We start from the raw sequence: 11,670 nt of genomic DNA, 5'->3' as shown, positions 1-11,670 counted from the left end.
TCAGTAAAAATCATATTTGATGATGTCCAAGCTGTCCTTTTCAACGTTTTCAACATTTTTGGGAATAGTTAATTTTCTTGTTCCTGATATGTATTTAACTACCTCTAAATAATCCTTATTCCATCGACCATTAAGGGCATAATGTAATGGTGTATTCCCATATTTCTTAGTGGCCTTGATTTCAGCTCCTCTCTCTATGAAGTATTTTACTAAATCAATTTTGGCGTGGTAAGCAGCCCAATGTAGAGGTGTTCTGCCCTCATTGTCAGTTACATTTATATCCACGTTTTGCTTCTCCACAAGATACTCTACTACTTCACTATTACGCCAATAAGCTGCCCAATGTAGTGGTGTACTACCTAGATTATCAGTGACATTAAAATTTACTCCTTCTTCTTCTACTAGATATTCAAGGACACATGACATACCAGACTCATCGCCTATAGCTGCATAATGTGCTAGCGTACAACCATTGCTACTAATGGCATTCTTGTCGGCACCATCTTCTATAAGATTTTCTACCACATATGAGTACCCACAAAAAGCAGCTATATGCAAGGGTGTTATCCCATGTCTATTAGTTGCTTTCATATTTGCTCCTTTTCTACTAGATATCTAGCTGTTTTCTCACAATCACCATGAGCAGCGTGATGCAGAACAGTATTACCCTTTATGTTTGCTGCATTTATGTTGAAGTTTTTCTCTTCCACTAGATATTGAACTATTTCTAACTTACCGTCTATAGCAGCTATATGCAGAAATGTTTCACCATTTTCTTTAGTAGCATTAATATTAGCTCCTTTTGCTATAAAATGTCTTACTATATCTAAGTTACTTGCTTTATGTAGAATGTTATCACTAACATTAGCCCCTTTCTCTACAAGATATACAGCTATATCTGTGCTACCTTTATAAGCAGCAATACGCAAAGGAGTATATCCATACCTATTAACAGCATTAATACCAGCACCTTTTTCTATAAGATATTTAACTGTCTCAAGATTACCTTCTTCCACAGCTAAATGCAAAGGTGTATCATCCCTAAAATTAGCATCCTTATCTACTAAGTACTTTTCTATGATATTACACATATCAGTATGACCATTTTGAAACGCATAAAACATAGGTGTACCTTCTTTGTGGTGATAATCAGTAATACTAAGATCAGCACCTTTATCTACTAGAAGTTTTACTACACCAATGTTTCCTGAATAGGCAGCATAATGCAAAGGAGTCCAACCCTCTTCATCTTGAGCATTTAAGTCAGCTCCTTCACTTAGAAGAAGACGTGCGGTTAGATACAAATTACCTTTTTCAGCAGCTAAATGTAAAGGTGTTTTGCCTGCAATACTAGTATCTATGGGTTTGCCATTTAGATATTTTGTACTTTGATCAGACGTTTCTTTAACATTATCCTTTTTTTCAACATATTTTTTTGTGTTCGGTAGAAGCTGTAGCTTTACTCCTCTCGTTTGAGTTTTATTACTACAACTCCCCCTAAAGAACCGTGCTTGCAGATTTCCCGCACACGGCTCATCAATATTAGTTTTCACAGTCGTCCCTCTTATGCATATAAAGAAAAATGTATTTTTGGCTTTGGTAATGGATTTACTTCTACGTAGTGTACAAACTGTTCCCAGGTCATACTCTTTTTCTGACTACGCCGATTTATCCATTTAAATGCTAGCTTTCTTACTGATGTGTAAAATTGTTTCAAACACCAATAATTTCCGCTAATACCAAAGTAGTTATAGTGTCCTGTTAATTTAGCCTTCAGTACTTGCCACCAATCTTTAAGTCGAATACTTCCGCGGACTATTTTCAACCACTCCTTGATTTCTTTTAGTTTTCTGGCTAGATTTAACTTAGAGGTTTTATGTCCCATCATTAATCTACCACGACGACTTTTTGCACCATAGTGCGTAAACCCCAGAAAATTGAAACTTTCCGTCCTTCGTTTCTCTCTTATCGCTCGTTGCCACTCCCTCTTGCCAAACTTTACTACTCTGGTCTTGTTTTCAGATACTTCCAACCCAAATTTATTTAGCCTTTGTTTCAGTAATTCCAGAAATTCTTCCGCGTCTACCTTACTTTCGCAACAAACCACAAAATCATCGCAAAACCTTATTACTTGTATATATCCTCTGGATCTTGGTTTAAATTTCTTTTCTATCCATAAATCCAACACATAATGTAAGTATATATTTGCTAATACAGGACTTACTATACCGCCTTGTGGTGTACCTTGTTTTGTTGCTTCATAATTTCCAGCTTCGACTATCCCTGCCTTGAGAAACCGCTTTACTAACCACAGCAAATTTGGGTCAGTTATTCGTTCCCTTAGACACCTCATTAGCCATTTATGCTGTATATTATCGTAGAACTTCTTGATATCCACTTCTACAATGTAGTTTATTGGCTTGTACATAACTGCTTTATCTAGTGCATTTACCGCTTGATGACAGTTTCTTCCTGGTCGAAATCCATATGAGCTGTCCAGAAAGTTTGCCTCGTAAATATTTTCTAATATCTTCTTCAGCATAATCTGTACTAATTTATCCTCGGTCGATGGTATTCCGAGTCCGCGTTTCTCTTTACTTCCAGCTTTCGGTATATATACCCTCTTTACTGGTTGTGGTTGATATTGCTTCCTCTTCATACTTTCTACTAGCACTTCGAGTTTCTCATTCAGATTTTCTCCGTATGATTCCACTGTTATCTGGTCTACTCCACAAGCCTTGTTACGCTTCAGTTCTTTATAACATCTCGCAAGATTCTCTGTATTTATCAGATGGACTAACGATGTGAATTTTAGTCGCTTATCTTGCTTTGCTCTTACTGCTATCTGGTTTAGTTTATATCGCATGTTATTCCTACCTCCGTTGTATTGGCATAGCAATCCCTATTCCAGTTACTATATTGCTGATCGCTTCCCCTTGTACGTGGCTTTCCCACATTCTGAGTACTATCAATCAGTCCGACTTCCCCTGCATCTTCCGCTAGTTCTTGCCTTTGTTGACTTGTTCCAACGTACCTTAATAGGAATGCATGGGATCTCCCAAGTTCACTTGAAGTCCATTTCAATACATGGCACGGTCTCAGATCCCGATAGAGTGAGTGATAACTTGCCTTTACGTTATCCTTCATGCTGTCTTCCATGGCCATGAACATGTCGACCTCTATGTCTTCAGGTATTTCGGGACTCCACTCCTTCACTTCCGTTGTGCCCTGCATTGTCCATCCCACTAGCTCTATTACACTCGTTACCTCATGCAACATAGTGGTCTGTTCCAAACTGTTGGCTAGACTTTGTTTGTGTTGGATTTTCACCAACTGTTCTCCAAGCACTTCTTGGCGCACCAAAGCATACCTGTCTTTTAGTGATGAAGGTGATGATAATGAACATGGTTATATTGTGAGACTTAGAAATTTTTTACAAGACAATGGAGATAATCAAGATCTAGAAAAAGTCCTTAATCTTAGAAGAGGAGAATCTAAATTAACAGTATTACACATAATATCAAGTATAGCTGGGGTAGAAAAAGAATATGACGATTCTGTAGCTTTACTTTTGAAGGCAGGAGCTAACCCTAATGTAAAGGATGATAGAGGAAAGACACCCTTGCATTATGCTACTGGACCTAATAGTATAGCTTCTCTTATGGAAAAAGGAACTAATCTTAATGAGCAGGATAATGAAGGAAAAACACCCTTACATTGTATTGCAAGCACTGATTACAATGATCTCATCTCTTCACTTCTGGACAGTGGAGCTAGATCTGATATATGTGATAAACAAGGAAAGACCCCACTAGACATAGCAATTGATAATTGTAACTACTATGCTGAAGGTTATCTTTTAACTGAGGATCACGAAAGGTTGCAGCAAGAATTAGACTGTATTCTTGGTGGTGTTGACAAAGATAACCCTTCTTCTCTAAGTAAAGGTCTTACTGTATTAGAAAAGTTTTTGAATGAACGCAAGGGTACTCAAGACTTAAAGAGGGTTTTAAGCCTTCATAACAATAAAGGGAAGTTACGAATCTTTCAATATATCAGAGATGTTTTTCATAGTGATGAAACTTGTTGTAAAGAAGCAGAAAGATTGTTGCTGGCAGCAGGAATAAAAGATTTCAAAGGGTTAGATAGTGAAAAGCATCTGCTTAAACCTAGGACTCTATGGGATAATTTAATACTAGGCCAGCAGGCAAAGTTAGAAGTGTTTTTAGATGAAGTAGGTAAAGCGCAAAACATGAATCAATTAGAACAAGTTGTAAACGAAGCTATAAAGTCTGGAATAAGGTTTAATTTTCCTCATCAAGGAAAGCTATATGGAAAGATGTATGAAGATAAGTATAACTTTATGGATTGTGTGATGAAAAGAATAAAAGAGATTAGTGAATTAGAAAAGAACTCCAAGGTTGCTAGTGATATAATATGTAAATTAGTATCAAAAGGAGCGGTGTGGTATGTTGTAGATAGTATGTATGTGCTCAATACACTGGAATTAGAATTTGAAGATCATGAAACTAATATGATAAAAGCTCATGGAAGTTGTGCAAATCTTACTCTCAAGTTTATGGAAGTTGTTAGAGGTGCAACTAATGGTAAGTTAAAAGATGCAAAAATGGACAACTCTACTTTCTACTTAGAGTATTCAGAGGATAGCATAATAGATGTCGCAAAGATAACAGATGGGGCAAGGAGCTTAGGGTTAACTCAAGGAAAAATAGAATACGGAAGAGATATAGTAAAGATCGGTAAAAGTGAGGTAGAAATTATAACGGAAAATGGCATAAGGCATTACACTAATCTTGCAGACAATAGTAATATAGTGTTAACTTTCTCTACTAGTTTAGGAGAATTAGAAGTTATAGCTCTTTCCATAAAAGTCCGGATGTGATAGGATAAGGGTAGATGATGATAAGGAGGTTGAATGCCAGCAGCATATAGTTATGATTTAAGAAAAAAAGCAATGGAAGCGCTAGACGAAGGAGAAAGCAGAGAAACAGTGGCAGCAAGATTTAAGATTGGACGAACTACTTTATGGGAGTGGCAGCAAAGAAGAAAAGAAACAGGAGACTTTCAATCAAAAAAACTTGGAAATGGGGGTTACAATCACAAAATTACCGACTGGGATACCTTTGCCAAATTTGCCAGAGAACACGGAGGAAAGACTCTATCGGAAATGGCTAAACTTTGGAACAACGTTAGTATCCAAACGATCTATCGAGCCCTTAAAAAAATTGGATTTACGCGCAAAAAAAGACATATGGATACAAGGAAAGAAACGAAGAAAAACGTGCTGAATTTTTGAAAATTATAGCGACAAAAGAACCTAAAAACTTAGTGTATATAGATGAGTCTGGCATTGATAACACCGAAGACTACCCCTACGGATATTGCCAGAAAGGACAGCGGTTTTATGCCTTAAAATCTGGAAAGAAAACTCAACGAATCAGTATGGTTGCAGCCTTAAGTGGAAGAAAGATAGTTGTTCCGTTAACCTTTGAAGGCCACTGTAATATGGATGTTTTTAATGGATGGTTTGAGCAATTTTTGACACCGATCTTGGAACCTGGACAGACTGTCATTCTTGACAATGCTACTTTTCATAAGTCTGATAAGATTATCGAGCTTGCTAAAGGGGTTGGTGCAGAAATTTTGTATCTGCCGCCTTATTCTCCAGATTTCAACAAAATTGAGCATCATTGGTTTGCTATAAAAAACAGAGCCAGGAAAAAATTCCTCTATTCGAATCCTTTCGTCGTGCTGTTGATTCTGCCTTCCTATGACCTGTTCGGACTATTATGAGAAATGCTATAATTTGTACCCTGACAAGCAAGATAAAATAATAGTAGAAGTTAGTAACAAAAAGGAAATACTGGAAAAGTTCAAAAATTGTAAAGAAGAATTAGGTGAGAATTGCTCGCTTGGTGGATATTGGGTCTACGATGCTATTAAACAGGGATATTTTGAAAGGTCTGGAAAACTTTGTCAATCTTTTGAAACAATTAGTCTATCTAAAAAAGTCTCAGAAGGAGTCAAAGCAGCGGTAAAAGGTTTAAAGTGTGGTGATATAGTGAGTGTGCGATCCGATGTCATGAAATCATGATGGTTAAATTCCATCCACCATAACATCTGGTTGAAATCATAGTTCACATTTTAGGAAATTGGCAATTTTCTAGGGTGCAAGCATGAACTAAAAGGGAGTAATATTAAACCTTATAATAAATCCTCTCGAGAAGAGTTAGATATGGTTACGAAAGAAACTTATGTTTGAATTGTCGTCATTGCAAATATGCGAAAAAAAAGGTTGATACGCATAAACCAAAAGGTACAGAGAATGGATGATTAAAATGCTCACGTTTAATCAAGATGTTTCCGATCTCTCGGCAAAAAGTAAGAACCTAAATCCAACACGAAATGGTTTCATGGAACGGAGTAACCACATGGAAGCTCTTGTTAATCTTTATAAGAGTAACAAGCAGGTAGCCAACCGCAAGTCTCTGTGTGGAGGGATTGTTTAAGAAGCTAATGCCTAGGGTAATGTCTAGGATATGCAGACGTGGACACTGTAATTTGGAAGGTAAAGTTGTAAATAGTAGTGAATATGTTATGAGCCAACAAAATGTTAGGTATGAATGGAATGAAATTCCTTGGCGCAAGCTAGAGAAATTTTCGTTTAAGCTACAAAAACGAATTTACCGAGCTTCACAATGTAATGATATCAAAAAGATGCACAATCTTCAGAGATTATTACTCAAATCAACAAGTGCAAGAACGATAGCAGTTAGAAGGGTAACTCAGGACAACAGAGGGAAAAAAACTGCAGGTATTGATGGAAAAGCTAACCTTAGTCAAAAAGAAAGATTGCAATTGGCAAACTCCTTAGATATAAGGGAGAAAGCAAAGCCATCAAGACGCATTTGGATTTCAAAACCTGGAAAGAATGAGAAACGCCCATTGGGGATACCCACTATATCGTGTCGAGCAAAACAAACACTTGTAAAAATGGCTTTAGAACCTGAGTGGGAGGCAAAATTTGAGCCAAACACTTATGGTTTTAGACCTGGTAGATCATGTCATGACGCCATTGAAGCAATATTTCAAGCGTTGAGTCGAAAGACAGCATTCATCTTAGATGCTGATATATCTGGGTGCTTTGACAATATTAACCATAATAAACTACTTGAAAAGCTCAATACCACACCAACGTTAAAGAAAATATTAAGAGGATGGTTGAAAGCAGATGTTATGGAAAATAGAATATATAAACCAACTGAAAGTGGTACTATCCAAGGAGGAACAATTTCTCCATTGCTCGCCTGTATCGCTCTAAATGGTTTAGAAAGCTATTTAAAAGAAACAATGGCAGATCAGATAAGAAGCTATAGAAAAGAAAAACTTGGTAGATCATGTAGAGAAAAGGCAAAAAGATCACTCAGCATAATTACTTATGCCGATGACTTTGTGGTATTTCATGAAAGTAAGCAAATTGTGCTTAAGGCAGAGATTTTAATTAAAGAATGGTTAAAAACCATTGGATTAGAATTAAAGTCATCAAAGACAAAAATTTCTCATTCATTGAATCCTCTAAAGGAAAAAAAACCAGGCTTTGATTTTCTTGGATTTACAATACGACAGCATACAGTAAAACAAGGTAAGAAAACATACAAGTTACTAATAAAACCGAGCCGCAACTCTATAAAACGATATACATTAACCGCTAAGTACAAACTTAAAGAAATGTGTGGAGCACCACAAGAAGCTATTATAAAAAACCTAAATCCACTTATTAGAGGATGGTGTCAATATTATACTTCAGTGATTTCAAGGAAAGTCTTCGAGTTACTAGATAGCGTTATGTTTAGAAAACTATGGAAATGGGCAGTACGTAAACATACAAATAAAGGCAAATACTGGATAAAGAGGAAATACTTTAAAAGGTATAAGAATGATAATTGGAGGTTTATGACAAGTAATGGAAAATAGAGACTGGATATATTGGAGCAGTCGTAGAGTACCAGATAAGTCACTAAGAGTGATAAAATTACTGAAGATGCAACAGGGTAAATGTAATTATTGTCAGCTATATTTTAGGTCAGAGGACATAATTGAAGTGCATCATCAAGACAAAAATAGGAACAATAATACCATAGGAAATTTGTCTTTATTGCACGGGCATTGCCATGATTATTTACATAGGAGTGTGTATGACAAACACCAAGTTAGAGAGAAGCCGGATGTGGTGAAAGTCACAAGTCCGGTTTCGAAGTCGAGTGGGGAGAGGTGACTTTCCTCACTTAGATAACTCTTCATCCAGTAATATATTTCCTCCAAAAGCGATTATGCAGGAAGGTAAAGCAAGAGTACCAGGAGCATGAACTCAAAGTTGCTTAGGGTCAAGTTTTGAGTATTTTACTAAAATAGCTTTAACATTTTTTGGGGAATGTTTTAAATCCTATGGTGATGTTAAGTTAATAGCTTAAGAGATATTCTAAAGGAGTTATCTTATTTAAAAAATTACTTGGACGCTTATAGTTTTTTGAGCATAGCCTTTCATGTTAGATTCAAAGAAGACTGAATAGGCTGCTCCACACTTTCTACTTTCTCGAGCTTGGTGTTGGGCTTAAAGGTATTGACCTTACCCAGAAAAAGTGGAGAGAAAGTTTGGAATGTTTTTTACAAAAAGAATGATGCATCAAATTGTTCTGGAATGCAATAGTTAATAGTGACGTTGTTTGTTATAAAAAATTTCTATGTATTCAAATATTGCAGTTCTAGTTTGTTGAGCAGAGTGTTGTGAAGTATCAATAAGTATTTCTCTTTTCAATGAGCTAAAGAAGCTTTCTGCAACAGAATTGTCGTAACAACAGCCTTTATTACTCATCTATATTCTTTACAGCTAAGAGATATTGATACCCTTGCGCAGTATATTGTGAACCTTGATCACTATGTAATAGTAGATTTTTGGCAGGTTTACGCTTGTTAACGGCCATTAATAAAGAGTCCATAACCAATTGTTTATTTATTGAACTGCTCATTAACTACCATGCGTGAATATAGATCGATTATTGTTGCCAAATATAGCCATCCCTCCTTGGTTTTGATGTAAGTAATCCCATACTTTATTTGGTTGATCAACAATAAAGTTTTGATCTAGTATATTGGGAGCTACAGCTCTATTATCTGTTTGTTGTTTTTTAATTTTAAACTTTCTTTTCAGTATAGCCCTGATGTCATTTTTCTGCATAATACTTTGCACCGTTTTCAAATTGCAACTTTTACCCAAAGCCTTCAATTCAGCATGAATTTTAGGAGCTCCATATCTACATTTAGAAACTTGATATATTTTTTGAATAGCTTCGAGTAGCTCTTTATTTGCTGATTCTCTACTGCTTATTTTTCTTGTGGTCCACTTATAGTAGCCACTAGCAGAAAATCCTACATAATTCCTGTACTTTATAGCAGTTACTATATAAAAAAATATTTTACTCTTTTTGACTGGCCAGGGCTTTTTTTAAAATGTCTCTTTCCCTTGTTACTCTTGTTTTGTAAATCAAACCTCTCTTTGTCGTAAGGAGCCATGTTACCTCTACCTGGAAATGCATCTGCTGCCGACTTTTTTTCGTTGTGTTTCTTTATCCATTTTCCTAATAAACCACCCTTTATTCCTAAATCCTTTGCTATTTTTGTAATTGTTTGACCTGCCTTTCTTTGTTCATTTGCCAGCTTAACAGCTTCCAATTTGAATTCTGCCGTATATTCTCTTGCCATTTCTAATCCTCCAAAATTTTATTTTACCCGAAAAAACTCCTTTCTTTCTCTCCACTTTTTCTGGGTAAGGTCAAGAAGCCTATTGTCTAATTATGTACCTAAATTTTATTACGGCACTTTCACTACTACTTTAACGAGTGAGCTACCTTTCTATAAAAGACCTATCGACTGTTGCAATTATAGGCGTAAACAAGAATGATAAAAGAGTACGAGATTGAGTAACTATGTACACTTCTGCTGGCATACCAGGGTATAGGTATACGTTTTTAAACTGAGCAAGCTCTGGTTTTGGTATCACTACACGTACTGAATAATAACGCCCTAGCCTTGGATCATCAAGGGCATCGGGAGAAATATTGCTTACTATACCATTAATTAAACTTAAACGACGTGCACTGTAAGCACTTAAACGAACTTTAACCTTTAGCCCTTCTAGCCCATCAATAGAGACTATGTTGCTATCTTTCTTTTGTGCTGACAGTATCTCTTCTATGTTTCTGGTCTGAATTTTAGCATCTATTATTAGGTCATCATCCGATGGCACTACGCTCATGATCGGAACTCCAGATTGTATAACACCACCTTCAGTATGGTATCTTATATCTGTGACTATCCCATCTTGAGGCGATTTAATTATTGTACGTGCTAATGAATCTTCAGCAACCATCAGTCTCTCTTTCAAGTCTGCAATAGACGTACTAACTTCCTTAAGTTCAGCGTTTGCTCTTTCTTGAGAATCATTTCTCACGTTTATAATTTCTAATTCGTTCTCTCCAATTTTTTGCTGCACTTGAGATATTGCAGAACGGTAATGTCCAACTCTGCCTTCAATTTCAGCAAACTGCTTTTCTAAAGCTAAAATGTGTGGTTTGCTTATATGGCCACTATCAAGTAATTGTCTTTTTGTTTCCAACTCCTCAGTTATCAAGTCATATTGCTTATGAGCTGCATTTAGTTGAAAGTTTAGCCCCGCTAATTCATCATTTAACTGCTTTATACGTTGTTGCAGTATGTCTATTTTTCCCAATATGCTCTTTCTCTGAGAGTTGAACAACTTTACTTGATTCTTTATCGCTTTATTTACAAGTTCATCGTGAGATAATTTTTTAACCTCATCAGGAAACTCGAGCGTGTCCAAATCTACTCTGATTGCAAGAAGCCTTGCTTCTGTTGCTAAAAATGATAAGAGCTTCTCTTTGATGATACTTAAATTCGCCTTCTCGTTAACATCACTCAACAAAACTAGAGGCTCATCTTTTTTAACTGCTTGACCCTCTTTTACTAAAATTTTGCTTATTATTCCTCCGCCCAAGTGTTGAACTATTTTTCTATTTGAAGATACAATAACTTCTCCACTTGCATGCACCGCACCGTCAATTGGAGCTATAGCCGACCAAATACCACCTATCCCAAAAAAGATAAGTATTACTACCAGACCAAAAAATAGTGGTCCCCATGTTACTCTCAGAACTTCATTTACGTTATTACTTTCGCGTTTTAAAATAAAATTTATCACTGCATCAATCAATGCGAACGTCTTATCCAAAAACTTTGGGTACTTCTTCTTTTTATTTTTTGCTCCTTGCATATTTATATTATCACTATGGCCAATCAAGCCTGTCAAAGAAAATCCAGTGCTAAGCTTTTTTAACTTACTGATCATAATACTACTGTGAATTTGTGTTAACTCAAGATAACACACAAAAACAAAGAATCTATAATTTAAGCATTCCATTTAGACTGTAGAGCACCAGAATAAACTATTTAGTAACAATTCCTGCATCAACTATGTTTTTAAAATTTTTTGACGTTTAACCTTATTATAACTTTTTCTTTATTTTGTGAATATCTGAGTTACTTATATTATGTAAGAAATCTATTGCCAACCAG

General features: G+C 36.0%; 13 protein-coding genes and 1 pseudogene. 5 read left to right on the top strand and 9 right to left on the bottom strand.

From position 1 onward, the window contains the following. Genes AAGD84_RS05970 through AAGD84_RS05955 form a run of 4 tightly spaced genes read right to left on the bottom strand, consistent with a single transcriptional unit; the run spans position 1 to position 3,363 of the window. A complete protein-coding gene (locus tag AAGD84_RS05970) occupies positions 1 to 591 on the bottom strand; it encodes an ankyrin repeat domain-containing protein (protein ID WP_338481799.1) in 591 nt (196 codons plus the stop codon). Further along, a complete protein-coding gene (locus AAGD84_RS05965; RefSeq protein ID WP_341817950.1) occupies positions 588 to 1,553 on the bottom strand; it encodes an ankyrin repeat domain-containing protein in 966 nt (321 codons plus the stop codon). The genes AAGD84_RS05970 and AAGD84_RS05965 overlap by 4 nt, the downstream gene beginning before the upstream one ends. A gap of 11 nt (positions 1,554 to 1,564) precedes the next feature. Continuing rightward, complete coding sequence (gene ltrA / locus AAGD84_RS05960; RefSeq protein ID WP_338476458.1) at positions 1,565 to 2,866, bottom strand: group II intron reverse transcriptase/maturase; 1,302 nt, start codon at positions 2,864 to 2,866, stop codon at positions 1,565 to 1,567. Further along, positions 2,851 to 3,363, bottom strand: a complete 513-nt coding sequence (locus tag AAGD84_RS05955) for a hypothetical protein (RefSeq protein ID WP_245611107.1) — start codon at positions 3,361 to 3,363, stop codon at positions 2,851 to 2,853. The genes ltrA (AAGD84_RS05960) and AAGD84_RS05955 overlap by 16 nt, the downstream gene beginning before the upstream one ends. A gap of 52 nt (positions 3,364 to 3,415) precedes the next feature. Here AAGD84_RS05955 and AAGD84_RS05950 point away from each other — a divergent pair, with 52 nt between their 5' ends. The 5 genes and pseudogenes from AAGD84_RS05950 (at position 3,416) to AAGD84_RS05930 (ending at position 8,296) form a co-directional block, all read left to right on the top strand. Beyond that, entirely contained in the window at positions 3,416 to 4,903 is a 1,488-nt protein-coding gene (locus tag AAGD84_RS05950) for an ankyrin repeat domain-containing protein (RefSeq protein ID WP_341817949.1), read from the top strand. A 33-nt stretch (positions 4,904 to 4,936) separates the two neighbouring features. Further along, positions 4,937 to 5,795, top strand: a pseudogene (locus AAGD84_RS05945) (IS630 family transposase). After that, positions 5,792 to 6,115, top strand: a complete 324-nt coding sequence (locus AAGD84_RS05940; protein ID WP_341817948.1) for a hypothetical protein — start codon at positions 5,792 to 5,794, stop codon at positions 6,113 to 6,115. The pseudogene AAGD84_RS05945 and the gene AAGD84_RS05940 overlap by 4 nt, the downstream one beginning before the upstream one ends. A gap of 422 nt (positions 6,116 to 6,537) precedes the next feature. After that, positions 6,538 to 7,995, top strand: a complete 1,458-nt coding sequence (gene ltrA, locus AAGD84_RS05935) for a group II intron reverse transcriptase/maturase (RefSeq protein WP_341817947.1) — start codon at positions 6,538 to 6,540, stop codon at positions 7,993 to 7,995. Continuing rightward, on the top strand, positions 7,985 to 8,296 hold the full coding sequence (locus tag AAGD84_RS05930; protein ID WP_341817946.1) for an HNH endonuclease signature motif containing protein: 312 nt from the start codon (positions 7,985 to 7,987) through the stop codon (positions 8,294 to 8,296). Before ltrA (AAGD84_RS05935) ends, AAGD84_RS05930 begins: the two co-directional genes overlap by 11 nt. Before the next feature lie 432 nt (positions 8,297 to 8,728). Here AAGD84_RS05930 and AAGD84_RS07570 read toward each other — a convergent pair whose 3' ends face one another. From AAGD84_RS07570 to AAGD84_RS05910, 5 genes are all read right to left on the bottom strand, one after another. Continuing rightward, the gene (locus AAGD84_RS07570; protein WP_010082072.1) at positions 8,729 to 8,893 is read right to left on the bottom strand and encodes an IS3 family transposase; all 165 of its coding nucleotides are present in this window, start codon (positions 8,891 to 8,893) and stop codon (positions 8,729 to 8,731) included. Continuing rightward, positions 8,886 to 9,047: a DDE-type integrase/transposase/recombinase gene (locus AAGD84_RS05925; RefSeq protein ID WP_341817945.1), complete on the bottom strand. Its 162-nt coding sequence runs from the start codon at positions 9,045 to 9,047 to the stop codon at positions 8,886 to 8,888. Before AAGD84_RS05925 ends, AAGD84_RS07570 begins: the two co-directional genes overlap by 8 nt. Continuing rightward, a complete protein-coding gene (locus AAGD84_RS05920) occupies positions 9,047 to 9,355 on the bottom strand; it encodes an IS3 family transposase (RefSeq protein ID WP_264723462.1) in 309 nt (102 codons plus the stop codon). Before AAGD84_RS05920 ends, AAGD84_RS05925 begins: the two co-directional genes overlap by 1 nt. A 122-nt stretch (positions 9,356 to 9,477) precedes the next feature. Next, positions 9,478 to 9,780: a transposase gene (locus tag AAGD84_RS05915; protein WP_264722809.1), complete on the bottom strand. Its 303-nt coding sequence runs from the start codon at positions 9,778 to 9,780 to the stop codon at positions 9,478 to 9,480. Positions 9,781 to 9,922: 142 nt separating this feature from the next. Beyond that, positions 9,923 to 11,443, bottom strand: coding sequence for an HlyD family type I secretion periplasmic adaptor subunit (locus tag AAGD84_RS05910; RefSeq protein ID WP_341817944.1), 1,521 nt, complete (start codon positions 11,441 to 11,443; stop codon positions 9,923 to 9,925). Between the last annotated feature and the right edge of the window lie 227 nt (positions 11,444 to 11,670).

The sequence above is a fragment of the Wolbachia endosymbiont (group A) of Andrena fulva genome (assembly GCF_964026815.1).
GTDB classification, from domain to species: Bacteria; Pseudomonadota; Alphaproteobacteria; order Rickettsiales; family Anaplasmataceae; genus Wolbachia; species Wolbachia pipientis.
Note: the sequence above shows the minus strand (reverse complement) of the source record. Positions and strands in the feature narration are given on the sequence as shown.